At 62.8% G+C, this 25,096-nt stretch carries 22 protein-coding genes; 11 read left to right on the top strand and 11 right to left on the bottom strand.

Features of this window, described 5'->3' with window-relative positions:
- Window positions 1-19: 19 nt before the first annotated feature.
- Both L5849_RS01720 and L5849_RS01725 read left to right on the top strand, forming a co-directional pair.
- Entirely contained in the window at window positions 20-1,216 is a 1,197-nt protein-coding gene (locus tag L5849_RS01720) for an acetyl-CoA C-acyltransferase (protein WP_115416852.1), read from the top strand.
- 56 nt (window positions 1,217-1,272) lie between these two features.
- Window positions 1,273-1,719 carry a hypothetical protein gene (locus L5849_RS01725; protein WP_115416853.1) on the top strand — a complete coding sequence of 149 codons (447 nt, stop codon included), beginning with the start codon at window positions 1,273-1,275 and terminating at the stop codon, window positions 1,717-1,719.
- Window positions 1,720-1,734: 15 nt separating this feature from the next.
- On the opposite strand, the gene L5849_RS01730 is transcribed toward L5849_RS01725, so the two are convergent.
- The gene (locus L5849_RS01730) at window positions 1,735-2,202 is read right to left on the bottom strand and encodes an SH3 domain-containing protein (protein WP_236924080.1); all 468 of its coding nucleotides are present in this window, start codon (window positions 2,200-2,202) and stop codon (window positions 1,735-1,737) included.
- Between the two features lie 98 nt (window positions 2,203-2,300).
- On the opposite strand from L5849_RS01730, the gene L5849_RS01735 reads away from it, so the two are divergent.
- Both L5849_RS01735 and L5849_RS01740 read left to right on the top strand, forming a co-directional pair.
- A complete protein-coding gene (locus L5849_RS01735; protein WP_115416855.1) occupies window positions 2,301-3,317 on the top strand; it encodes a D-glycerate dehydrogenase in 1,017 nt (338 codons plus the stop codon).
- A gap of 42 nt (window positions 3,318-3,359) precedes the next feature.
- Entirely contained in the window at window positions 3,360-3,788 is a 429-nt protein-coding gene (locus L5849_RS01740; RefSeq protein WP_236924081.1) for a nuclear transport factor 2 family protein, read from the top strand.
- Between the two features lie 7 nt (window positions 3,789-3,795).
- Here the strand turns inward: L5849_RS01740 and L5849_RS01745 are convergent, their stop codons facing one another.
- The 5 genes from L5849_RS01745 to L5849_RS01765 form a co-directional block, all read right to left on the bottom strand.
- Complete coding sequence (locus L5849_RS01745) at window positions 3,796-5,202, bottom strand: nitronate monooxygenase family protein (protein ID WP_236924082.1); 1,407 nt, start codon at window positions 5,200-5,202, stop codon at window positions 3,796-3,798.
- Between the two features lie 3 nt (window positions 5,203-5,205).
- Window positions 5,206-5,940 (bottom strand): class I SAM-dependent methyltransferase, encoded by a 735-nt coding sequence (locus tag L5849_RS01750; RefSeq protein ID WP_370459125.1) that lies wholly within the window; start codon window positions 5,938-5,940, stop codon window positions 5,206-5,208.
- A gap of 17 nt (window positions 5,941-5,957) precedes the next feature.
- Window positions 5,958-7,085, bottom strand: coding sequence for a peptide chain release factor 2 (gene prfB / locus L5849_RS01755; RefSeq protein ID WP_236924083.1), 1,128 nt, complete (start codon window positions 7,083-7,085; stop codon window positions 5,958-5,960).
- Between the two features lie 83 nt (window positions 7,086-7,168).
- Window positions 7,169-9,667 (bottom strand): penicillin-binding protein 1A, encoded by a 2,499-nt coding sequence (locus L5849_RS01760; RefSeq protein ID WP_236924084.1) that lies wholly within the window; start codon window positions 9,665-9,667, stop codon window positions 7,169-7,171.
- A 63-nt stretch (window positions 9,668-9,730) separates the two neighbouring features.
- Window positions 9,731-10,603 (bottom strand): N-acetylmuramoyl-L-alanine amidase, encoded by an 873-nt coding sequence (locus L5849_RS01765; protein ID WP_306664113.1) that lies wholly within the window; start codon window positions 10,601-10,603, stop codon window positions 9,731-9,733.
- 441 nt (window positions 10,604-11,044) lie between these two features.
- On the opposite strand from L5849_RS01765, the gene L5849_RS01770 reads away from it, so the two are divergent.
- Entirely contained in the window at window positions 11,045-13,603 is a 2,559-nt protein-coding gene (locus L5849_RS01770) for a ribonuclease E/G (RefSeq protein WP_236924085.1), read from the top strand.
- Between the two features lie 42 nt (window positions 13,604-13,645).
- Here L5849_RS01770 and L5849_RS01775 read toward each other — a convergent pair whose 3' ends face one another.
- Window positions 13,646-14,242 carry a class I SAM-dependent methyltransferase gene (locus L5849_RS01775; protein ID WP_174223777.1) on the bottom strand — a complete coding sequence of 199 codons (597 nt, stop codon included), beginning with the start codon at window positions 14,240-14,242 and terminating at the stop codon, window positions 13,646-13,648.
- A 177-nt stretch (window positions 14,243-14,419) separates the two neighbouring features.
- Here L5849_RS01775 and L5849_RS01780 point away from each other — a divergent pair, with 177 nt between their 5' ends.
- Both L5849_RS01780 and L5849_RS01785 read left to right on the top strand, forming a co-directional pair.
- The gene (locus L5849_RS01780) at window positions 14,420-15,442 is read left to right on the top strand and encodes a phosphoribosylglycinamide synthetase (protein ID WP_236924086.1); all 1,023 of its coding nucleotides are present in this window, start codon (window positions 14,420-14,422) and stop codon (window positions 15,440-15,442) included.
- Between the two features lie 6 nt (window positions 15,443-15,448).
- Complete coding sequence (locus tag L5849_RS01785; protein WP_236924087.1) at window positions 15,449-16,633, top strand: sugar-transfer associated ATP-grasp domain-containing protein; 1,185 nt, start codon at window positions 15,449-15,451, stop codon at window positions 16,631-16,633.
- A gap of 113 nt (window positions 16,634-16,746) precedes the next feature.
- On the opposite strand, the gene L5849_RS01790 is transcribed toward L5849_RS01785, so the two are convergent.
- Window positions 16,747-17,472: an SDR family NAD(P)-dependent oxidoreductase gene (locus L5849_RS01790; RefSeq protein ID WP_236924604.1), complete on the bottom strand. Its 726-nt coding sequence runs from the start codon at window positions 17,470-17,472 to the stop codon at window positions 16,747-16,749.
- A gap of 213 nt (window positions 17,473-17,685) precedes the next feature.
- On the opposite strand from L5849_RS01790, the gene L5849_RS01795 reads away from it, so the two are divergent.
- From L5849_RS01795 to L5849_RS01810, 4 genes are all read left to right on the top strand, one after another.
- Entirely contained in the window at window positions 17,686-18,468 is a 783-nt protein-coding gene (locus tag L5849_RS01795; RefSeq protein ID WP_115416866.1) for a succinate dehydrogenase iron-sulfur subunit, read from the top strand.
- 6 nt (window positions 18,469-18,474) lie between these two features.
- Window positions 18,475-18,942 carry a PaaI family thioesterase gene (locus tag L5849_RS01800; RefSeq protein ID WP_115416867.1) on the top strand — a complete coding sequence of 156 codons (468 nt, stop codon included), beginning with the start codon at window positions 18,475-18,477 and terminating at the stop codon, window positions 18,940-18,942.
- Window positions 18,939-20,051, top strand: a complete 1,113-nt coding sequence (gene zapE / locus L5849_RS01805; protein ID WP_236924088.1) for a cell division protein ZapE — start codon at window positions 18,939-18,941, stop codon at window positions 20,049-20,051. The genes L5849_RS01800 and zapE overlap by 4 nt, the downstream gene beginning before the upstream one ends.
- 105 nt (window positions 20,052-20,156) lie before the next feature.
- Window positions 20,157-20,855 (top strand): pirin-like bicupin family protein, encoded by a 699-nt coding sequence (locus L5849_RS01810; RefSeq protein ID WP_236924089.1) that lies wholly within the window; start codon window positions 20,157-20,159, stop codon window positions 20,853-20,855.
- Window positions 20,856-20,982: 127 nt separating this feature from the next.
- Here L5849_RS01810 and L5849_RS01815 read toward each other — a convergent pair whose 3' ends face one another.
- The 3 genes from L5849_RS01815 to L5849_RS01825 are packed head-to-tail and all read right to left on the bottom strand — an operon-like array spanning window position 20,983 to window position 25,096.
- Window positions 20,983-22,881 carry an XrtA/PEP-CTERM system amidotransferase gene (locus L5849_RS01815; RefSeq protein WP_236924090.1) on the bottom strand — a complete coding sequence of 633 codons (1,899 nt, stop codon included), beginning with the start codon at window positions 22,879-22,881 and terminating at the stop codon, window positions 20,983-20,985.
- Window positions 22,882-22,893: 12 nt separating this feature from the next.
- On the bottom strand, window positions 22,894-23,883 hold the full coding sequence (gene xrtA, locus L5849_RS01820; protein WP_236924092.1) for an exosortase A: 990 nt from the start codon (window positions 23,881-23,883) through the stop codon (window positions 22,894-22,896).
- Complete coding sequence (locus L5849_RS01825) at window positions 23,873-25,096, bottom strand: TIGR03087 family PEP-CTERM/XrtA system glycosyltransferase (RefSeq protein WP_236924093.1); 1,224 nt, start codon at window positions 25,094-25,096, stop codon at window positions 23,873-23,875. The genes xrtA and L5849_RS01825 overlap by 11 nt, the downstream gene beginning before the upstream one ends.

Consider the following 25,096-nt stretch of genomic DNA (forward strand, 5'->3'; position numbering starts at 1 on the left):
CAGAAGGACCAGCACAAGCATGACCCAGTTCAGCGCATCCGATCCCGTCGTCATCCTGTCCTACGCCCGTACTCCGATGGGCGGCATGCAGGGCGCCCTCGCCGATGTCTCGGCAACCGATCTCGGGGCGACGGCGGTCAAGGCGGCAGTCGAACGTTCGGGCGTCGCGCCCGACAAGTTCGACCGCACTTATATGGGCTGCGTGCTGCCCGCGGGTCTCGGCCAGGCCCCTGCCCGTCAGGCCTCGATCAAGGCAGGCCTGCCCAAATCGGTTCAGGCGACCACGGTCAACAAGGTCTGCGGCAGCGGCATGCAGACGGTGATCATGGGGGCAGAAGCGCTTGCCAGCGGCACGATCGACTATGTCGTCGCGGGCGGCATGGAAAGCATGACCAACGCGCCTTACCTGCTCAAGAAGCACCGCTCGGGCGCACGGCTCGGCCATGACACGACCTACGACCACATGTTCCTCGACGGTCTCGAAGACGCTTATGAGGAAGGCCGCGCGATGGGCACCTTCGCCCAGGACACCGCCAATGATTACCAGATGACGCGCGAGGAGATGGACGATTACTCGATCGAATCGCTCCGCCGCGCCAATGCCGCGATCGAAAGCGGCGCCTTCGATGGTGAAGTCGTGCCGGTCACCTTCTCCACCCGCAAGGGCGATGTAACGGTTGAGCATGACGAGCAGCCCGGCAAGGGTCGCCCCGACAAAATCCCGCAGCTGCGCCCGGCCTTCGCCAAGGACGGTACGATTACCGCAGCGACCTCCTCGTCGATCTCGGATGGCGCGGCGGCCGTGGTGCTGACGCGCGAGAGCGTTGCGAAGGAGAACGGGCAGGAGCCGGTCGCCAAGATCGTCGCCATGGCCGCCCACGCACAGGAGCCTTCGGAATTCACAATTGCCCCGATCGGCGCTATCGAGAAAGTGCTCGACAAGGCGGGCTGGTCTGCCGACGAGGTCGACCTGTGGGAAGTGAACGAGGCCTTCGCCTGCGTGGCCATGTTCGCCATGCGCGACATCGGCATCCCGCATGAAAAGATCAACGTGAACGGCGGCGGCACCGCGCTCGGCCACCCGATCGGTGCCAGCGGTACGCGTATCATCGTGACACTGCTCAACGCGCTCAAGAACCAGGGTAAGAAACGTGGTATTGCGTCGCTGTGCATTGGCGGCGGCGAGGCAACCGCCGTGGCGGTCGAACTCGTTTGATGCGGCGGGCAGCCTCCCTGCCCGAACGCGCCAGCTACAGGGACAGGGAGTTTGCCATGAAGACCATATTTTTCCTCGCGGCGGCCAGTGCGGCACTGGCCGCCTGCGGGGGGGCCGAGGACACGGACGAAGCGATCGAACCGGTCGAAGCGGAGCTCGACAGTACCGCTATGGGTGATATCTCGGGCACTTACGAGATTGCCATGGCCGATGGGACCGTTGTCCTGCAGACGATCAATGCCGATGGCACTTATGTCGAAACCACCCCCGAGGGTGCGCGCACCGGTGGCGGAGCATGGCGCATCGGCGAGAATGGCCGAATGTGCTTCGATCCCGAAGGCCAACTGGGCGAAGAATGCTATTCGGGCGGCGAACCGGGCGAAGACGGAGCCTTCGAAATGCAAGACGCGGACGGCACGGTCCAGTCGACCGTGCGCAAGCTCGATCCGGACCGTGCCGACACAGCCCCACCGGCAACGACCGAGGCGGATCCGGCGGAATAGCCTGTAGAAGCAGCGCTACGGCTCGCCGGCACCCCACAGGCGCGATTCGCGAACAAAGCCCTGGCGGTTTCCGACAACAAACTCGCACCATTCATCGGCGCAATCGCCCAATGCCCCGACCACGCCGGGCTCGACTCGCCATTTGAGTGCCGCGCCGTCATTCCCATCCGCGCGCATATCCGCCAGGCCCTCGCCGGTAACGATCGCCGCGCGCTCCGGACTCAACAGGCGGGCAACCACCCAGCCCCGCGCGCCATCCGGGTCTTCGATCAGTCGCCAGCCCTCCATAAGGCGCAGGACTTTTACCGGCAGGCCGGGGCGGCGATAAACCCAGTCGATCTTGTAATCGGCGCTCGGACCCACGCGCATGTTGAGCACGCTGGCCCGGATACTTGCCCAATAGGGCACTTCGCGATCCTGTGCGTGGCCCGGCCCAGCCAGGCCAACGAACAGAAGGAAAAGTATGAAAAGGCGCGTAAACATGGCCAGCTGAATCGACTATAGACCGTGAACAGTCAACGCTCTTCGCGCATCCGAATCCTTGACCGCTCCCCTCCCCGCGTCCTAGCGATCGTTCCCGCATGGAACGTTCCGATATCCGCCCCGCCAAACGCCTCGACCGCACCCCGCGCGTGTTCGTCACACGCCACCTGATGCCAAGTGTCGAGGACCGAATGGGCGAGCTATTCGACGTGCGCCTCAACCCGGAGGATGTGCCGCTCGAGCGCGAGCAACTGATCGAGGCGATGCAGGATTGCGACGTGCTGGTCCCTACCGTCACCGACCTGATCGATGCGGACATGATTGCAAGTGCCGGTGAAGATCTCGGTCTGATCGCCAATTTCGGTGCCGGGACCGAGCACATCGATCTGAATGCCGCTGCCGACCGGCACATCATCGTGTCCAATACGCCGGGCGTGTTCACCGACGATACCGCCGATCTCACCATGGCCGGGATCATCGGAGTTCCCCGCCGCATTCGCGAGGGTGTGGAATTGATCCGCAGCGGAAAGTGGACCGGATGGACGCCGACCGCGTTGCTCGGCACCAAGCTGGCGGGCAAGGTGCTGGGTATCGTCGGCATGGGGCGCATCGGGCAGGCGGTGGCACACCGCGCGCGCGCCTTCGGGCTCGAAATCGCCTATCACAACCGCAAGCGCCTGCCCGAAGCGGTGGAGCGCATGTTCCACGCCCGCTGGGTCGAAAGCCTCGACGAATTGATGGGAAAGGCCGATATTCTCACCCTTCATTGTCCTGCCGGGCCGAATACGCACCATATGATCGATGCACGGCGGATCGACCTGATGAAGAACGGCGCGAGCCTCATCAACACGGCGCGCGGCGATCTTGTCGACCAGGATGCGCTGATCGCGGCGCTGGAGAGCGGCAAGCTCGCGGGGGCGGGGCTCGACGTCTATCCGGACGAACCCAATGTCGACCGCCGCCTGATCCGCCATCCCAACGTAATGACGCTGCCCCACATCGGCAGCGCGACGCGCGAGGGCCGCGAGGAGAGCGGCCTCAAGGTTATCGCCAATATCCGTATGTGGGCCGACGGTCACCGGCCGCCCGACCAGGTACTGACCGGGCTGGGTTGAGAAGTCTTGCCCGCCCCGCGCCATGATGTAAGCGCTGCTCTCATGGATGAATTCTCGGCCAAGATAGAAGCTCTCGAACATCTTTGGATGCGTGCATGGATGCAGCGCGATCGCAATCAGATGAAGGCCATCGCCGCGCGCGATTTCATCTTTCTGCTGGGTTCGGAAAAGCCGACCATCCTCGATCGCGCGAGCTGGCTCGAGGCGGCGACAACGCGTTTTCGCTGCACCGGATACCGTTTCGACGAGGTCTATGTCCGTCGCCACGGCCCGGTAGCGGTCTTCGCGACGCGGCTGGGCCTCGAAGCCACGATCGGCGATCATCACTGGAACGGCGATAGCTGGGTCGTCGACCTCTGGCAGAAATCGAAGATCAAGCGCAAATGGAAGCTGGTCGAGCGGGTTCTTTCGCGCCCCGACAGCGATGCCCGGATGCCCGAAGCGATCCGAGCGATGCAGTTGTGGCGCTGAGCGCCGCCTAATCCCCCGTCAATATCCGATCGACCAGTTCCTTCACCGTCGGGGTGAAGTTGTTCGAGTAGAACGGGTCCTGCTTGAATCGGTAGGCCGCGTGACCGGCGAAGGCGAGGTTCTCGTCAGGATCACCGCCATGGGCGATGTCCTGAAGCGTCTTCTGGATACAGAAGCTGCGCGGGTCGGCGAGGCGGCCGGTGGTGTGATCGTCATGATCTTTCCAGCTCGAAAACTGGCAGTGCGACAGGCAGCCCATGCAACCCTGCTGGTCCGCCCGGATCTGCTCGGCGCTTTCGGGAGTGACGAAAACCACGGTACTATCGGGGGTCTTGAGCGCTTCGGTAAAGCCTTCATGCATCCAGGCTTGCGCTTTGCGCTGATCGCCGGGGTGGACGAAATAGTACTTCGCCTTGCCGTGATCCATCAACGGGATGGTGCCCTCTTCCTCATCGCGTTTGAAGATCGGAATCTGACGTTCGCTGCGGTGCATCAGATCATAGAGGAACGGCGTTTTTACCGCGCTCGAATAGAACCCTGTCGGGCTGAACTTGTGCAGCAAGACATCGCCCGGTTCGACCGTGCGCAGCATATCCTTCCAGACCTGCGGGATCGGGCTTTCCTGCGTTAGCAGCGGGCGGGTGCCGAATTGGAAAAGCACCTTGCCGAGTTCGGGGTTGTCGATCCAGTTTTCCCATTCGCGCAGGAACCACACACCACCGGCCATGACGATGCCGGTTTCCTCCGAAACGCCTTCCTTGCGCATCGTCTCGCGCAGCGCCTTCACACGCGGATAGGGATCTTCCGGCTTGGTCGGGTCCTCGGCGTTGGACAGTCCGTTGTGACCGCCCGCCAGCCAGGGATCTTCATAGACCACGGCGGCCATCAGCTCGGGCACCTTCGAATAGCTGCGCTTCCACAGCGCGCGAAAGGCGCGGGCGGAGGAGATGATCGGCAAATAATGAACATTGTGCCGCGCCGCGATCTCGGCGAGCTTATAAGGCATGCCCGCGCCGCAGGTGACGCCGGTCACGAGGCCGGGGCAGTTTTCGAGGATGCCCTCCAGCACCTGCTGTGCGCCACCCATTTCCCACAGCACGTTGATGTTGATCGCGCCCTTGCCGCCCGCGATATCGTGCGCGCGCTTGACCTGTTCGGTGCCGCCATCGATGCCGTAGCGCACGAGCTGCTCGAAACGCTCCTTGCGGGTGGCCTGCGGATAGACCTGCGGGATCGGGTTGCCGTCCTCGTCATAGCTGTCGGCATTGACCGCGCTGACCGTGCCGATACCCCCAGCGGCCGCCCAGGCGCCGGAACTCATATGATTTGTGGCCGAAACGCCCTTGCCGCCTTCGACCAGCGGCCAGACTTCCTTGCCGCCATAGGTGATCGGCTCGAGACCCTTGAAACTCATATATTATGCTTTCTCTTTCTTGCCGGGGATCTCAGCCCCCTCGCCCAGCGCAGCGCGATCGCCGCGGCAGGGCTCTATCTCTCCAGGCTTGGGCCTCGTAGCGGCTGCCTTGAACTGTGCATAGTACCCGGCCAATTCGGGCGCATCCTTAAAGGCAACCAGCTCGTACCCCGCTGCCTCGAACTCGCAGCTCAGTAGCAGGGGATCGATCCCATGGCGGTCGGTCGGGCGGTCGATATCGACCACCACCACCTGACCGCCATCGCGCAAGGCCGGCCACATTCGCCAGAGAAATTCGTAAGGCTGTTCGATCTCGTGATACATATGAACCATGAAAATGCGATCGAAGCTGTTGGCCGGCAGTTTGGGATCGGCAAATTCGCCAAGGCGGATCGATACATTTTCCAGTCGATAGCGCTCGATCCTGCGACCAAGGCGACTGAGCGCCGCGCTGTCGATGTCCTGCGCGAGAACCCGCCCGGTCTCGCCCACCCGTTCGGCAAGCCGCACGGTATAGTACCCATTGCCCGCGCCGATATCGGCCACAGTCATGCCTTCGGCGATTTGCGCGAGATCCATGACCGTTTTCGCCTCGCCTCGGCTGTCGCGCTGGTCTTCGGTTGAAAACTGGTTGGAACCCACCTTGGAAACCGGGCGATCGGGTTCCGGAAAGCGCGGTGTTTCGTCACCGCCGATCACCTCGCCATTGCACGCCGCGAGCAGTGCAAAGATAGAAATCAAGGCGAACCGGCGCCTCAATCCTCGTCCTCCACCTCGACGGTCTCGCCCGTTACGCGCTGCGCCAGCGCCGCCGAAATGAAAGGGTCGAGCGCACCATCGAGCACGTCGTCGGGCGTCGGCGACTGTACACCGGTGCGCAGGTCCTTCACCATCTGGTATGGCTGGAGGACGTAAGAGCGGATCTGGTGCCCCCACCCGATATCGCTCTTCTCCTGATACTCGCCTGAGGCGGCTGCTTCGCGTTCCGCCATTTCGCGCTCGAACAGACGCGCTTTCAGCATGTTCATGGCGGTGGCGCGGTTTTTATGCTGGCTGCGGTCGTTCTGGCTGGCCACGACGATTCCGGTCGGCTGGTGGGTGATACGCACCGCCGAATCGGTCGTGTTGACATGCTGTCCGCCCGCACCGCTTGCGCGGTAGGTATCGATCTTGAGATCGGAGGGGTTGATTTCGATATCGATATCGTCGTCGATCACCGGATAAACCCACACCGAGCTGAAGCTGGTGTGGCGGCGCGCGGAGCTATCGTAGGGGCTGATCCGCACCAATCGATGCACGCCGCTTTCGGTTTTCGCATAGCCATAGGCGTTTTCGCCCTTGATCAGCAGGGTCGCGCTCTTGATGCCGGCCTGGTCTCCGGCGGCATATTCCACCGTTTCGACCTTGAAGCCGCGCCGTTCCGCCCACCGGGCATACATGCGCAGCAGCATTTCGGCCCAATCCTGGCTCTCCGTTCCGCCTGCACCGGCATTGATCTGAAGATAGGTGTCGTAGCTGTCCGCTTCGCCCGACAACAGCGCCTGGACCTTGTCGCGGTCGGCCCGCTCGGCAAGACGGGCCAGCGTGTCGAGGCCCTCGCGCTCGACATCGGCGTCGCCCTCGGCTTCGCCCATCTCGACGAATTCGATGGCATCGGCCATCTCGCTTTCGATCTCGCGGACAGTGTTGATCGCGGTTTCGAGCCGTTTCTGCTCTTGCGTAATCGCCTGGGCCTGCTTGGGATCGTCCCACAAGGTCGGATCCTGAACACGCGCATCGAGTTCTTCCAGGCGGCGCAGCGCGCGTTCCCAGTCGAGCGACTGCCGCACGAGCGAAAGCGCTGCTTCGATCCGTTCGATGTGGGCCTGCCCTTCGGCACGCATAGAAAATTCCTTCGCTTGGGATTGATCCTGCCCCTAATGCGCGCGGGCGGATTGTAAAGTGCAGCGCCCGCCAGGCGCGCGCGTCAGTAAATTCCGCCCTGATCCTCGACGAAGTCGCTCGGCTCGTCATCTCGGCCGCTATTGGCGGCGCTGGTGGCGCCTTGTCTGCCACGCCGGATCAGTTCGAGGATCTCGTTGCGCTTGGCCGCAATAGCGTCCGAGCGAGTAGAGCGCGGCGGTTCCGTGTCCGGCTTGAAGGCTTCCCAGATGATCGCGGCGGTCGGTTCGTCGGAGGGGCTACCATCGAATACACGCTTGCCGCTGCGGCGATCGATCTTGACCATACGAATGCCCGGCGGAGCGATGAAATCCTCTGCCGTCCAGCGATCCTTCGTCGCGTCGACGAACCGCTTCATAATGGTTGCGGCGGTATTGCCGCCCTGCACCCATCCGCCCAGATTGCGCGGCTGGTCGAAACCGACATACATCCCCGCGATAATGTCGGGCGAACCGCCCACAAACCAGGCATTGGTCGGGCCATTGGTCGTCCCGGTTTTCCCGAACAGGGGCAGATCGAGGCTGCGTAGGCGCACCGCCGTGCCCCGCGTCACCACGCCCTGTAACATGTGAACCATCTGGAACGCGGTGCGCGGGTCCATCACCTGCCGGCCCGAGACATCGAAGCGCGGCATCGGCTGGCCGTCCCACTCTTCCATATTGCAGCCCGAACAATCGCGGGTGTCGGTGCGGAAGATCACTTTTCCGTCGCGATCCTGAACATAATCGATCACCGATCCTTCGTTCTGGCGCCCCCAATTGGCCAGCGCGGCATAGGCATTGACCATGCGCGCAACGGTTGTGTCCCCCGCGCCCAGGGCAAAGGAATAGTAAGGCTCGTATTCGCCGATGCCGAGGCGAGCGATGGTTTTGATGACATTGTCCATGCCGGCGTCATCGGCGATGTGAACGGTCATCAGATTGCGGCTCTGCTCCAGACCCCAGCGCATGGTGTGCACTCCGCCACCACCGCCACCGAAGTTGCGGAAGCATTTCTCGCCGAGATTTGCCCCCTGCCAGACGCAGAAGGTCTGGTCGGGCACCTGGGTCGCCGGGGTCATCCCCTGATCCAACGCCGCGGCGTAGACGAACGGCTTGATCGTCGAGCCGGGCTGTCGCAGCGCCTGTGTGGCCCGGTTGAAGCTGCCCAGGCGACTATCGAATCCGCCCTGCATGGCAAGGATCCGCCCCGTCTGCGGCGCTTCCGCCAGGAAAGCGCCCGACACCTTGGGAACACCGCGGATCGCGTAACCATTGCCCGATTTCACGGTAGCGACCACATCGCCGACCTTGAGTGTCGACGGCCCTCCCGACAAGGTGTGCTCCTCGCCATCGGTGAAGCCGACACGCCCGGGCGCTGTCACCACCCCGATACGCCAATCCTCGTAGTTTATCGAGATATTGGACGACGCGAGCTGCGCTGTCAGATCGCCATTATCCGGATTGAGCGTCGCGATCGGGCCAGTGAAACCTCGGTTGCCATGATAGCTGAGGAGCTGCGCGCGCAGCGCATCGCGGGCCGCATCCTGCAGCTCGGTGTCGAGCGAGGTACGTACCCATAGCCCCCCCGAATAGACGCTGTTGCGACCATCGTCGGCGGTTTCTCCGAATTTCTCGATCAGTTGGCGGCGCACTTCCTCGAGAAAGTACCCCGCATCAGCGGAACGTTCGCTACGCTGCCGCACGAGCCCGAGGTCCAACCGCTTTGCCGCCGCCCCTTCGTCCGCTCTGATGAAACCGTTGGCTACCATCTGATCCAGCACGAAATTTCGGCGAACAAGCGCCAGGTCGCGATGGCGCTCGCGTCCATAACGTTCAGGCGCCTTGGGCAGGATCGCAAGAAAGGCCATCTCGTGCAGGTCGAGATCGCCGACATCCTTGTCGAAATAGGCGCGCGCGGCTGCCTGTACGCCAAAGCTGCGACGACCGAGCGGAATTTCGTTGAGATAAAGCTCCAGAATCTCCTGCTTGGTCAGCACGCTTTCGATGCGCGTGGCGAGGATCATTTCCTTCAGCTTGCGGGTAACCGAATATTCGTCGCCCAGCAGCAGGTTCTTCGCGACCTGCTGGGTAATAGTCGAGCCCCCGACCGCGCGTTCGCCCGATCCGAATTTGGTGGCATAATCGATCACGGCGTTGGCAGTGCCGGTGATGTCGACGCCGCCGTGGCTGAAGAAGGTCTTGTCCTCGGCCGAAAGATAAGCCTCGATCAGCCGCTCCGGGAAATCCACATATTGCAACTGCACCCGGCGTTCGCGGGCATAGGTATGAACGATCTCGCCATCGATGCCGCGTACCACGGTGGGTAGCGGTGTTTCGTATTCGAGCAGCGATTCGGCATCGGGCAGATTGCGGCCGAGCGTGGCCCAGGCCAGCACCAGCGTGACAACCGCGAAGCCCCCTATATAGCTCGCGGCACGCAACTTGCGGTTATGCGCCCAATTATCGGTGAACCACGCCACCAGACGCTTCGGATCGCGGCTGATGCGGTAGCGGTAATAGGTCAGGGAGGGTTCGTCGGACATGATCTTGCACGAGCCTCTAGCACGCCATTTCCGCAAATCGCCAGAACGAACAGTGTTCTGATGTCAGCTTTCTTGCTGCCGCGCGAAATAGATGCGGATCGCGCGCGCCATCACCTTGGCGAAACGCGCGCGGCCTTCGACGGATGTAAGCCGCTGGGCATCGGCCTCGTTGGTTATGAAACCGCTCTCGAACAGAACCGAGGGTACGTCGGGTGCGCGCAGCACCTTGAGCGCTGCGGAGTGGCGCGATCTGGGATGAAAGCGGATCGCACCTTCCCCCTCGCGGCGGATCAGTCGCGCGAACTCATCCGATTGTTCCTGTGTGCGCCGCTGCGACAGCTCCACGAGGATGGTGCTCACGGTGTCGCTCTGCCCCCCCAGGTCGATGCCGTTGAGTCGGTCGGAAGCATTCTCGCGCGCGGCAAACCGCGCCGCCGCTTCGCTCGATGCCGCATTGGAGAGGGTATAAATGCTCGCTCCGGTTACTTCGGCCGCATCGCCCGCGCTGTCGGCATGGATGGACAAAAACAGATCCGCGTCAAGGCGGCGCGCGATATCGATCCTTTCGGCGTGAAGGAGATAGCGATCGTCGTCGCGGGTCAGTGCCACGCGAACGGTTCCTTCCCGCTCAAGCTCGTCGCGCAAAGCCCGGGCAAGGCCGAGCACCACGGTCTTTTCGCGATAGCCCTGGCCCGATGCGCCCGGATCGTGCCCCCCGTGCCCGGGGTCGATGACCACCAAGGGCAGACCCTCCCGGCCCGCGATTTGCGGTAGAGCCGCAGGAACATCCGCCTGAGGAAGTTCGACCCGCAGAACGTATTCCCTGCCGATTGCGGGTACGGGAATCCGCTGGGCCGTGGCAATAAGCGCTGCGCACAAGGCCACTGGCAACAGCAGCAGCAAAATGATTTGCGCACGGATCGACATCGCCCGCATGGTTATGACCTTGTTATCCAATCACGCAATATGGTTGCCGTGCGAAACCCACGGTGCTAGCGACATCGTACCGGTTTTCCGATGCCTCCGATCGGCGCGAATATTCCGCGACGAAGAGGGTCACCGTGAAAAACCGTTCTTTTTCAGGCTATAGCGGCAAGAGCCGTCACGGCCCAAGACAATACAGGTTGATGCCGGACATGGCCCGTTTTTCCCCGACGACAGCAGCACAGGCTCCCGCCTATGCCGCCGTGTCGGGCCGGACAGCGCCCAATATGCGCAGGGCTACTCCCGCAGTCACGAATACCCGGCCTTTCCTACAGAGCGAACACGGCCGGTTAGCAAACACCGCGATGCCCAGACAGGGCCGCGGAATTTCCAACGTAATGCGCCGCGCAAACGCAGGGTTCGCCCTGCCCCGACGCGGCTGGAGAAATATCAATGGCAACGCGCATGCTTATCGATGCGCGCCACCAGGAAGAAACCCGGGTGGCGGTACTCAAAGGCAATCGGATTGAGGAGTTCGATTTCGAATCTGCCGATCACAAGCAGATAAAAGGCAATATCTATCTGGCGAAAGTCACGCGGGTCGAACCCTCGCTGCAAGCCGCTTTTGTCGATTTCGGCGGTAATCGCCACGGTTTCCTCGCCTTCAGTGAAATCCATCCCGACTATTATCAGATTCCCAAGGAAGATCGCGAAGCCTTGCTGGCCGCGGAGGCCGAGGCTGCGGAGGAAGAGCAGCGCCTGCGCGACGAGGAAGAGCAGCGCGGCGAAATGCCGGGCGAGGAATACGACGCCGATGACGAAAGCGCCGAGGCGCTGGCCGAAGATCTGGCCGAAGACGGGCTGGAGGAAGTCGATACATCCGATAAGGACGACGTCGCTACCATCGAGGAAGGTCATCTCGACCGCGAGGACGATGACGAGTCGGACGATGACGAGTCGGACGATGAAGACTCCGATGAAGACGAAGGCATCGACGAAGATGATGAACGGCCCAAAGGGCGCGACCGGGGTCGTCGCGGACGCAATCGCCGCCAGGGCAAGGGTCGCGCGCGGGCCAAGGAAGTGGACGAAGCGCGCGCCAAGCGCATGGCGCTGCGTCGCCGCTACAAGATCCAGGATGTCATCCAGCGCCGCCAGGTCCTGCTCGTGCAGGTCGTCAAGGAAGAACGCGGGAACAAGGGCGCCGCGCTGACGACCTATCTCAGCCTTGCGGGCCGCTATACGGTCCTGATGCCCAACAGCAGCCATGGCGGCGGCATTTCGCGCAAGATTTCGAGCGCTTCGGACCGCAAACGGCTCAAGCAGGTCGTCTCCGCTCTCAGCCTTCCGCGCACCATGGGCTTGATCGTGCGCACCGCCGGCCTCAGCCGCACCAAGACCGAAATCAAGCGCGACTTCGATTATCTCGCCCGGCTATGGGACGAAATCCGCGAACGCACCCTCTCATCCTCGGCACCTGCCTTGATCCACTCGGACAGCGATCTGATCAAACGGGCCATCCGCGACATCTACAATCGCGAGATCGAGGAAGTCATCGTCGAGGGCGAGGATGGCTATAAATCGGCCAAGCAATTCATGAAGCTGCTGATGCCCAGCCATGCCCGGCGCGTGAAGCAGTATTCGGACCCCGTGCCACTGTTCCAGCGCTACGGTGCGGAAGATCAGCTCAAGGCGATGTACGATCCGGTGGTCCAGCTCAAATCGGGCGGCTATCTGGTCATCAATCCGACCGAAGCGCTGGTGTCGATCGATATCAACTCGGGCCGCTCCACCAAGGAGCACAATATCGAGCAGACCGCGCTGCACACGAATCTCGAAGCAGCGCGCGAGATCGCCCGCCAACTGCGCCTGCGCGATATGGCTGGCCTCGTCGTCATCGACTTTATCGATCAGGAGCACCACTCCAACACCCGCAAGGTCGAGAAGGCGATGAAGGAAGCGCTCAAGAACGACCGCGCGCGCATCCAGGTCGGCCGCATCAGTTCCTTCGGCCTCATGGAAATGAGCCGCCAACGCCTGCGCACCGGCGTGCTCGAGGCGACCACGCGCGACTGCCCGCACTGCGATGGCACCGGTCTTGTCCGCACCGCATCGAGCGCGGGCCTTTCCGCGCTGCGCCTGATCGAGGACGAGGCGGCCAAGGGCAAGGGTTCGACCATCCGCCTCGGTGCCAGCACCGAAGCGGCGATTTATCTGCTCAACGAAAAGCGCGCCGACCTAATGGAAATCGAGCAGCGCTATCACGTAACCGTCGAAGTCGTCCCCGAGGGCGAGGACGAAGGTGCGAAGATGACCGTGTCGAGCCACGGCCCCAAGCCCAAGGACGCCCCGAGATTCGACCTCATCGTCGACGATGAGGAAGACGAGGACATCGTCGAGGAAGCCGAAGACGACGATGGTGACGGCGATGGTGACGGTCGTCAGCGCAAGAAGCGCCGCCGGCGCCGCGGTGGTCGCGGTCGCAACAAGAACCGCCAGCGCGATGACGACGGCGATCAGGACGACGCCGACGATCTCGCTGACGACATGGAAAACGACGATGGCGATGATGACGAAAGCGGCGAAGACAAACCCAAGAAGCGCCGTCGCCGTGGGGGCCGCCGCCGGGGTGGACGCGGACGCGGTAAGAATTCCGACGAGGTCACTGCGGAAGACGCTGAGAAGCTTGAGGAGGTTTCCGAAGCGGTTGTCGAGGACATGGCGGTAGTCGCCGGTCCCGAGGACTCACCCGAAACTGCGGAAGCTGCAGCCGAGGCGGAAGAAAAACCCAAGCCCAAGAAGCGCGCACCGCGCAAGAAGAAGCCCGTAGCCGAAGCTCCGGCGGAAAAGTCAGCCGAACCGGCGCCGCAGCCGGAACCGGTACCCGAGCCCGAACCGGCGCCCCAGCCCGACGCGGCAGCGGCAGAGCCTGCGGCCGAGGAAAGCCCCGAACCAGGCAAACCCGCCAAGCCCAAGCGCGGCTGGTGGCAGCGCACTTTTGGCGACGAATAGGTCGATTAGAGGGTTGGCGGACCGAAAACCGTTCGCCGACCCTCAGGCTTTGCGCGCCACGCCCCATTCCATCCAGCCCATGATCCTGGGGGCTTTTTTCAGATAGGCCTGACCCAGCGGCTCCACCGCGAATCCCGCCCCGCGCAGCGACGCGCCGATCGGTCTGCTAAGGTGGCATCCCCCGGCCAGCGGGCTCCACACCGGCTCTATCCGTTCCTGCCAGCGCGCCACCGCGGCATCTGGAGCACGCCCGTGCTCGAGGAACAGCAACTGCCCGCTCGGTGCGAGAATTCGGCGGATTTCCGAAAGAACACGCGCGGGATCGTCGACCGAACATAGCGTGTAGGTACAGACAACCGTGTCGAAAGACCCGTCGGCGAACGGTATATCTTCGCCTACCCCTTGACGAATGTCGGTTTCCCAGCCCTTCGCCAGCGCCCTTAAGCGCGCACCGTCAAGCAGCTTCGCATGCGGATCGATCCCCGCAAAGCTGGTCACCTTGTCGCTGTCGTAGAGCGCCTGGTTGAACCCGCCGCCACAGCCGATTTCGAAAACCCTTCCCTGTGCAAGCGGAATAACTTCACGGCGGCGCTTCTCGATCCCCTCCTGGCCGCAAGCAGCCGTCACGAGGCGGGGCATCACGTGGCGATCGTACCATTGTCTCAAGCCCACCGAGCAAGTCCCTCCGATTGCGCGACAATCCGACGCTATCGACATTTCCGCGCACAGCAAGTGCTAACTTGTCCGCTACAAAGTTCTGGTGGAGCCGGGGCCGTGCGACTAAAGGCGCGCCAAAACCACCACCAACGGGTCTACATGAACACTCGCATCGAACCTATGCGCATTCCCGAAGAAGCCAAGCAGCGCATCCGCACACTGTTCATGGCCAAGCACGCCCTGTTCGGCGGCGGGATGCACCCCGAAGACGGCAATCACGCGATATATCACCACGAAGTACGCACGACACTGGAAGGTCTGGGGCTCAATCTGGAGCTTGCCAACCACTATGAAGTACTCTTCGAAAAGCCGGACGTCGATTTCGTGTTCCCGTTGCTTAATCGAGGGGGCTTCGTGAACAGCGAAATGCTGATCCCGATTCTGTGCAACAGGCACGCCATTCCCTATCTTGGCGCCATGCCTTTTCTACGCGGATTGGGTGACGACAAATCGGTATCGAAGCTCGTCTGCGACCATGCCGGAGTGCCGACCGCACCGTGGTTCTGCTATCGTCGGGGAGCACCGGTTCTGGAAAAGAGCCTTCCCGCCAAAGATGCCGGAAGATGGGTTATCAAGCCCAACGCGTCTTCGGCAAGCTGGGGGATCACCGATGCCCACGACTGGACCGAAGTCGCCAACGCCGTGTGGCACATCCACACCGAAGGGCACGATGCCATTGTCGAGCCCTATCTTGACGGTTACGACGTCCAGTGTGCCTTCATTACGATCGACGACGAACCGATTGCGCTTCCGATGCTATGGTACGAGCGCGAGGACACGCAACGGCTGTGGACCTATTACGAAAAGCGCGATCTCGTGCAGAACACCGAGAAAGCCGCCCTCAAGCGCTTCGATGATCCCGAAATCGCCCCCAAGATCGAAGCGATGGCAAAGAAGGTCGCGCGCGAATTCGTCCCGTTCGATTACGGCCGGATCGAATTCCGCCTCGATCTCAAGACCGGCGACATAAATTTCATCGAGATCAATCTGAACTGCAACCTGTGGTCCGAAAAGGTCATGGCCAAGGCCGCCGCGCAGGCCGGATTCAGCCACGCGGACTTGCTGGAAACACTGCTGGCGGAAAGCTGGCGGCGCCAGGGGCTCGTCTCAGCAGCCCATTGACGATCGATGAAGCGGCTATACGATCTCGTCCGGCTGAACTTCGCCATCTATCCGGGCATCGTCGATTTTCGCTCCGCCGCTTTTCTCGATCCCTATTACGCACGGATGCGCCGGGGCCAAGGTCCGCTGAGGATTGCCTTTAACGCTCTGTTTTATGCGGCCTTCCGGCTTTTCATCGCCCTTCGCGCGCGCAAGGTCGCGCGCAAGTGGGGATGGAGCAAGCCTCGCCGTTTGGAGGCGGTACGGATCTGCCTCAGCCGGTTTGCCGACCCCGGCGATGTCGCCCTCTACGACATTCGCGGCGAAAGTGACTTCGATACCGTTATGCGGCGGTTCGAACATGTCGGAGTGAGCCGCGCAATCGCCAACCCGGCGACCGATCACGACCCCGCAATCACCGACAAAGGCGAATTCTATCGCGTCTGCGCGCATGCTGGCCTGCCCCACCCCCGCGTTCTTGCCGAACGCTCTGACAAGGACGGATGGAAGATATTCCAACGGCCCGAAGCCGGGCCTTTCCTGCTGAAGCCGATCAGAGGGTCGGGAGGCGCGGGTATCGAGTTGATTGCCGCGCAGCCTGACGATCTGGAGCCCACCGGCTTCCTGCGGATGCTCGAAGAGACGAAAACGACCGGCGGCTGGATAGCGCAGGACCTGCTTCGGCCCCATCTCGATATTGCGGGCATCGCGCTCGACGCCCTGCCCACAGCACGCATCACCACCATCCTCGACGAGCGCGGTAAGCCTGAACTGGTTACGGCGGTTCTCCGTCTCGCGGCCCAGCCCGGCGTCATCGTCGACAACGCACATGCCGGCGGTATCTTTTCCGCCATCGATTTCGAAACGGGCGAATTGGGACTGGCGAGATACGCCACGGCACCGGGCGAATTCGACCGGCATCCGGCCAATGATCGTCCCATTACCGGCAGGCGGATCCCGGACTGGCCGGCGCTCAGGCGGCTTGCCCTCGATGCGCATGGCGATCACTTTCCTGCGCATGTTCAAATTGGCTGGGACGTTGCGCCGAGTGACCGAGGCCCTATGTTAATCGAAGCGAATGCGCGGCCGAATGTCCGCGTGCCCCAACGCGCCACGGGCTTGGGTATCGGCGCAACGCGCCATGGTGAACTGATCCGCTACCATCTGGAAAATCGCACGGCGGCAGGACGACGTTTTTTAACCGAGGCCTGAACCGACGGGCCGGACAGTACGTCTGAAACCGGCCCCTATGTGATTGCCGCCAATATATGCATGCCGAAATTCTCTCTCGGATTTCGGGCACGCCCCCCAATGTAGAAACCGTGCTAGGCTGGCACCTCCTCACCCTTCCAGTCGAAAACACTTCCGCTGTCTCTCGGCGTCAATCCGTCGAGCACCTTGAGCAAGTTCGCGGCCGCGGCGTTGGCAGCTGTCAGTTGTCCATCCGGCAGGTTGGATTGGAACGGTTCGGACAGACGCGTGTCGACAGTGCCGGGATGCAAACCCGCGACCACTGCCTCCTCGTGCGTTCGGCCGAGCTCGATGGCGAAATTCTTCAAGAGCATGTTGAGAGCCGCCTTGCTTGCCCGGTAGCTGTGCCAGCCCCCGAGTCGATTATCCGAAATCGAGCCGACCCGCGCCGATAATGCGGCGAATACGGCCCGGTCCCTGCGCGGCAGCAGGGGCAGGAAATGTTTGGCAATCAGGGCCGGCCCGATAGTGTTGAGCCGAAAGGCGGCTTCCATCGCATCGGCATCGATCTGTTTGAACGAGCGTTCCGGGCCTTTCCCATCGTCCAATGTCAAAACGCCGCTGGCCACTATCACGAGATCGGGCGGCGTTGCCGCCAGCTCCGCAGCCATTGCCGCGATCGAGGCTTCGTCGGCCAGGTCGAAGGCGAAACCGCGTATCCGCTCGTCGCGGCAAAAGCCGGAGCGACTTCCCGCCCATACCTCCACCCCCCGATCCGCCAGTGTCCCGGCCAGTGCCCCGCCGATACCGCCGCTCGCGCCGAAGACGGCAGCGCGCCGAAATGTTGTTTGTGCATTCATCTCATCGAGATAGACCCATGGGATGGTCTGCAGGTTCCTCTCCGCAAAGAGGATTTCCAGCGATTGCCGTGACCGGCGGCCCTTTCTCCTCAAGCGGGCCTGCCGCCCTCGATCCCGCGGCAACGGCATTGCCGCAATTGCGTCATAGATGGCCTTGCGCCCCTCGCGTGAACCGCTAGATGGGGTGCGCAGAGAAACAGGACCGAAAGCGTAATGGCGACCTTCACCCTTCCGAAGAATTCGAAGATCACCGGCAAGAGCCGCGCCCACAAGGCAGATGGCGGTTCGCGCATCCGCAAGTTCAAGATTTACCGCTACGATCCCGACAGCGGCGAAAATCCGCGCTACGATACGTTCGAGCTCGATCTCGATGAGTGCGGCCCGATGGTCCTCGACGCGCTGTTCAAGATTAAGAACGAAATCGACCCGACGCTGACTTTCCGCCGCTCGTGCCGCGAGGGAATCTGCGGTTCGTGCTCGATGAACATGAACGGCAAGAACGGCCTCGCCTGCACCACCGCGATCGAGGACCTCAAGGGCGAGGTGCGCATCACCCCACTGCCGAGCATGGACGTGATCAAGGACCTCGTGCCCGACTTCACCCATTTCTACGCGCAATATGCCAGCATCCGCCCCTGGCTCCAGACCGTTTCGACCACGCCGAGCGGTAAGGAACGCTTGCAGTCGCCCGAACAGCGCGAAAAACTCGACGGGCTCTACGAGTGCATCCTGTGCGCCTGCTGCTCGACCGCCTGCCCCAGCTATTGGTGGAACAGCGACAAGTTCCTCGGCCCGGCGATCCTGTTGCAAGCCTATCGCTGGCTGGCCGACAGCCGCGACGAGATGACCGGCGAACGGCTCGACCAGCTTGAAGACCCCTTCCGCCTCTACCGCTGCCACACGATCATGAACTGCGCGAATGTCTGCCCCAAGGGGTTGAGCCCGGCCAAGGCGATCGCCGAAACCAAGAAGATGATCGCCGAACGCGCGATCTGATCCGGCTTGCTTTCACGGGACGAAATCTTCGAACACGGCCCCGACCCGGACAATCCGGGCTGGCGGCACTGGAACCTGAAGGACCAGAGCCTGTTCAACGGCGCGGTGATGGGCAAGCTCATCACCCGCGTCGACGATGACGGGAAGGCGCGGCTGCGCATGTTCCCGGAACGGCGGCACGAGAACCTTCAGGGCATCATCCACGGCGCGGTCACGCTTTCCCTGATCGACATCAGCCTGTTCACCACCATGCACACGATCGGCACCGGCAATGCCGGGCCGTCGGTCACGGTGGAGCTGTCGACCCAGTTCGTCGGCGGTGGCAAACCCGCCGAACCGCTCGATGCGGTATGCGAAATCGTCCGCGAGACCGGCAGCATGGTCTTCGTGCGCGGGACGGTCGTGCAGGAGGATCATACGGTCGCCAGCTTCTCCGGTATCGTGAAGAAGATGAAGCGCCGCGCAACCCAATGACCGGAATGCTCGCCCGCTACGAGCGGCTCGTCGCCGCGGGCGAACTACAGGCCGATCCCGACCAGCGGCGCGCCGCCGAGCGGCTCGACCGGCTGCAGAAGGAATTGGAAGCGGAAACCAGCGGCGGGCTGCTGGCGCAACTGTTCCGGCCCAAGAAAGCGCGACCCCAGGGCCTCTATATGTGGGGCGGCGTCGGTCGCGGTAAATCGATGCTGATGGACCTTTTCGTCGAGACGCTGGGCATCGACGAGAAACGCCGCGCGCATTTCCACGAATTCATGCTCGAAGTCGACCGCCGCATGCGCGCACGGCGCGAGAGCGATCCGGGCGATCCCACGGGTAAGGTTGCGCGCGATATCGCAGAGGACGTGCGCTGTCTGGCCTTCGACGAGATGGTCGTCACCAACACTGCCGATGCCGCGATCATGGCACGCCTCTTCACCGCGCTGATCCGCGACCAGGGCGTGACGGTGGTGACCACCAGCAATCGCGCGCCGCGCGATCTTTACAAGGACGGGCTCAATCGCTCGTTGTTTTTGCCCTTCATCGATCTGGTGGAAGCCGAACTGGACGTACTGCCGCTCAACGGGCCGACCGATTACCGGCTCGACCGACTGGGCGACATGGCGACATGGCACTCCCCGCTGGGGGATGCCGCGACCGCGCAGGTGCGCGAGGCCTTCTTCCGCCTTACCGACTACAAGCCCGAGGATGCTGAACACGTCCCCAGCGCCGAGCTCGACCTCGGCGGCGGGCGCACGCTGCATGTACCCAAAAGCCTCAAAGGCGTCGGCGTGTTCAGCTTCAAGCGGCTGTGCGGCGAGAACCGCGGCGCGGCCGATTACCTTGCCATCGCGCATGCCTATCACACGGTGATCGTCGTCGGCATTCCCACCCTGTCTCCCGATAACCGCAATGAAGCAATCCGCTTCACCAAGTTGATCGATGCGCTGTATGAAAACAGCGTAAAACTGTTCGTCACTGCTGCCGCAGAGCCGGAAGACCTTTACACCGCAGGCGATGGCGCCTTCGAATTCGAGCGCACCGTCAGCCGCCTCAAGGAAATGCAGAGCGCCGATTACATGGCGCGCGGCCACGGCCTCGGCTAGCTGCCGCCGGGGCAGTCACATCCGTGTGCGTTCTTGAAGACGGAAAAGCGCGTCCCACATCGATGCTACTTCCGGCGTCAACACCCCGCCGATGTGAGACACTGCATGATCGATATCCGACCCTTCGCCACGCTGGGCCATGCCAATCACGGCTGGCTCGACGCGCGGCACCATTTCGGCTTCGCCGGCTACCACGATCCCGACCGGATGGGCTGGGGCAGCATCCGCGTGTGGAACGACGACACGATACAGGCGCAGACCGGCTTTCCCCCGCATCCGCATCGTGACATGGAAATCGTCACCTTCGTGCGCAAAGGCGCGATCAGCCACCGCGACAGCCTCGGCAATGAAGGCCGCACGGCCGCTGGCGATGTGCAGGTGATGAGCGCGGGCACCGGTATCACCCATGCCGAATACAATCTCGAGGATGAGGACACGACGCTGTTCCAGATCTGGATCATCCCGGATCGCGCAGGCGAGGAGCCCGGCTGGGGCCAGCGCGCGTTTCCCAAGGCCAGTCGTGAAGGCGCTTTCGAAGTGCTCGCCAGCGGCACCCCCGAGACCGACGATGCCTTGCCGATCCGCACCGATGCCAAGGTGGCCGCGGCGACGCTTGCGGCCGGTCAGACGGCGATGTGGAGCACCTCGGGCGAGCGGCATCAGTATCTCGTCGCGCCGAAAGGCCGCGTGAAGGTCAACGGCATCGAGGCACAGCCGCGCGACGGGATTGCCGTGACCGGCGAGACCGAGATCGTGGTGGAAGCGCTCGACGACGCCGAAGTGGTGCTGGTCGACGCGCGTTAGCCCGTTACACCTTTTTCCCTTCGTCACCCCGGGCTCGATCCGGGGTCCCGCTCTTCTTCGCGACCTAGCGCTCCGCCAGAAAGAAGCGGGACCCCGGCTCAGAGGCCGGGGTGACGGTGGTTCGTGATTATCCCGTGGGTCCCAGATGCCGGAGCGAGCGCTCCAGCATCAGCAATTGCCACAGCACGCGCCCATGATCCGAACGGCCCGAAATGTGATCGTCCGCGAGGCGTGAGAGTGCCTTGCGGGCGAACCATCCGCTGCCCGTCAGCAGTTCACTCGAGGCTACCGCCCTGGCTTCTGGGGCCAGCGGGCCGCGGAACCATTCGGAGAGCGGGGTCACGAATCCCTGTTTTTGCCGGTAGAGTATGTCTTCGGGCAGGTAGCGTTCCATGGTGTGCTTCATCAGCCACTTGCCCGTCGTCCCGCGCAGTCGTTGACGATGCGGCAGGCGCGCGCCGAATTCGATCAACCGATGGTCGAGCAGCGGCTCGCGCGCTTCGAGGCCCACAGCCATGCTGGTGCGGTCGGTTTTGGTGAGGATATCGCCGGGGAGCCAGAACTTGAGATCGGCATATTGCGCCCGGTCGAGTCCGCTGCGCGCAGGAGCATCCCGCATCAGCTTTTCGAACGGCTGTTCGGCGCGGTACTCACCCCGCTCGCGCTGCAGAGTCTCGCCATAGAGCCGCTCGCGCTGCTCGGGCGCGAGGATCGACAGGGCACGAGCATAGCCCGCTTCCCCGCTCGCGGCGAGCGACAGCAGCGTCGTCTTCGCGCGCAGCGGACGCGGCGCCCAGTCGGCCTTGGGCCAAAGCCGTCCGAGCGCGCCGAACACCGGTTCGCGCAAGCCGCGCGGAAGCACGGCGCGGGCCTGCTCCTCGCGGGCGTGGAAGATCTGCCGACGATAGCCGGCAAAGGCCTCGTCCGCGCCGTCGCCCGACAGCGCGACCGTCACGTGCTCGCGGGCGAGTTCGCACACCCGCAGGGTCGGCAGGGCGCTGGCATCGGCAAAGGGCTCGTCGAAGATCGCGGCGATCCGGTCGATCTCTCCGAACTGGTCGGCCGATACGATGCGTTCGTGATGGTCGGTGGCGAAGAGTTCCGCCACTTGCCGCGCATATCGCGTTTCGTCGACGCTCTCGACATCGAAGCCGATCGAGCAGCTCGTTACCGGGACCGCGCTCGCCTCGCTCATCAGCGCCACGACCGAGGAGCTGTCGACCCCGCCGGAAAGGAAAGCGCCCAGCGGCACGTCGGCAATCATGCGACTAGTCACGCCCTCGCGCATCAGGTGCAGGAGCTGGGCCGAAAGGTCCTCTGTCCGTCCCTTCTCGCGGTCGGCGAAGCTCACATCCCACCACTGGCGTGGCGGCCCCGGCTCGCGGCCGTGCTCCAGCAGGAGGAAGTGGCCCGCCGGGAGCTTCTCCACCCCTCTGAGCATCGCGCGGTGGTCGGGGACATAGCCCCAGGTCATATAGTCCTCGATCGCCAGCGGATCGATCTCGCGCCGCATCAGCGGATTGGCGAGCAGGCCCTTCATCTCGCTGGCGAAGGCGAGTGCCCCGCCCTCGAGCCGCGCAAGGTAAAGCGGCTTCACGCCCAGGCGGTCGCGGGCGAGGAACAGTTGGCGCCGGTCGAGATCGTAGAGCGCGAAGGCGAACATGCCGTCGAGACGCGACAGGCAGTCTGGTCCCCACTTCTCCCAGGCAGCCAGGATGGTTTCGGTGTCGCCATCGGTGCGAAAACGCGCCCCGCCCCGCTCCAGCTCGCGCCGCAATTCGCGGTAGTTGTAGATCTCGCCATTGAAGACGATCACCGCGCGCCCATCGGCCGAAGGCATCGGTTGCGGCGAGCCATCGAGGTCGATGATCGACAGGCGGCGGTGCCCCAGCCCCACGCCCGGTGCGGTCCACACACCGCTGCCGTCGGGGCCGCGATGGGCGAGCGCATCGGTCATGCGTTCTACCCGCCTCGGATCGACCGGCTTCACCGTCTGGTAATGAAAAATCCCCGCGATCCCGCACATATGCGCGAGGGCCTAGACGAGCCGAGCAAGCAGGGCAAAGACCAATGCGATGGTAAGGACTGCGCCAAGGACGAGTGCTGGCTTGACGCCCTTCCCTTCAATGCGCGGCACCAATGGCATGGCGGATACCTCGGCAACGGACCATCCCGCGTCCTCGGGCTCGCGCTCGAACCAGCGCCAGGCAACCCCCAACACCATTGCGATGACGATACCGAAGAAGACCCAGCCATAGATGATGTGATCGAAACTCCCCGCAGCTTCGGCGCCGACGTATTGCGCGATGAAAATCGTCGCCCATGCGCGGATACCGTTGGCGATGATCGGTACGACTACGCAGGCGAGCATGAACCATAACCGACGATGCCAACTGGAGAAGCAAGTATGGGCCACCAGCACGCCCAGGGCGATCATCGCTATGAGAAATTTCACGCCCGAACATTCCTCGGCCACGATGAACAGCCCGGCGGGCGTATCGATGAGAATACCATCCGCGACCGTGTCGATGCCACTCCATTGCGTGAGCAAAGTGGCGATTTCCGCCGTGACAAATTGCAGCGGCGGGATGATCTCGTCGCCGAAGGGAACAAGAAATGCCATATAGGCCAGAGGGAACGCCAGCACGAGGCCTGCGCGCAAGCCGAGAATGCCGAGCGCGGTTCCCTGAAACGCGGCAACGACACCAGCTTGCGCGATCAGATTGACGTCTGCGATCCGGCCAGCGAGCCAGAGGGTCAAGCCCATGAAAAACCAGGCAAGGCCCGGCAACCAGCCCGAAGGCTCCACGCGCCGCAGCTCGTCTCCCCTGATCCAGACCAACCACACAATAATCGGCGGGATCAGCAGAATATGACTGTAGGTATCGATATCCCACCATTGGTGGGCCATCTCCGACCACTCGGGGAAGGTGACCCAGAAAAGGGCTGCCCAGGCCAATGCGAACAGCGTGAGGGCCCTCCCCCAGCTTGAGGTAGTACGGTTCTCCAAGGCGGCTTCAGATCGCATGCTTCGTACTGTCTTTTGGGGCGAGCAATTGCGCAAGCCGCTTGTGGACACTGTCCCAACTCATGCGGTCGATCACAAACCCACGAGCCGCACGCCCCATTTCCATCCGTTTGTCGCGGTCGGCCAGAAGCGCTTCAATCCGGACGAGCATTTCTGCCGGGTCGGGCCGTGCTATGGCGAAGTGCAAGTCATTCTCGGCAGCGATGCCGGTAGCCGCGCCGGGCGTCAGGACAACGGGTTTCGCCATGGCCATGGCTTCCAGAACCTTGTTCTGAACGCCGCGCGCGATGAGGAGCGGTGCTACAACCAGATCGGCCGATTTAAGGAAGGGTCTGACATCCGGCACTTCGCCCCACACGCGAACCCCGTTCTCGCCATGCCGGTCTCTCAGAGCTGCCGTCGGAGTCCGCCCGACTATATGGAACCGCGCCCGCGCATAGGTACGGCGCAGTGCAGGCATGATGTTCTCGATCATCCATTCGGCCGCCGCCACGTTGGGCGCGTAATCCATCTGGCCCGTAAAAACGAGTTGCGGGTCCTCGCCCTCCTCCAGATCAGGATGAAGGGCGACGCGATCCGGATCGAAGAAGGACGCATCGATGCCGTTACCCAGGGCACATAGCTCGACTTGCCGTGTACTCGACAGCCGCGAGCGGAAAAGCGCGACCTCGTTGTCGCTTATCAGCAGCGTCGTATCGGCACGGTGGGCCAATCTCTCCTCCTCGCGAGCAAGCAGCCTCCCCTCGCGCCGGTTCAGCCAGCTCCGCTGTCCGGCAGCGGCATAGGCTTCGAATTTGGCGCTATCGACATCGCACAGGTCGATAATCACGCGACCGGCATAGTCGCCGGGGACGTACTGACCCATCTGGCCGGAGAAAACGAAAACCGTATCGATCTTGTGATTTCCCAGCGTCTTGGCGACGTAGCGGTGCATGGCCTCATGCTCGAAAGCGGTCAGGCTGACAGGCCTGTGCTGTATCAGGGCCTCCACCCCCGCAAACGGAAGCGGTTTCTTGCGCTGGATCAGCGCATGGGTCTTCGCGATCGCAGCCAGTTCACCCTTCTGCGCCATGTCCTGCGGCGTTTCGCCGAAGGTCCCGACATGGACCGGGCCGAGCTTGGCCAGCCCCTTGAGCAAATGGTGCGAACGAATCTTGTCCCCCCTGTCCGGAGGAAAGGGAACCCGATGCGCCAGGAACAGGAATTGGCCCAT

It is taken from the genome of Erythrobacter sp. SN021, from assembly GCF_021864455.1.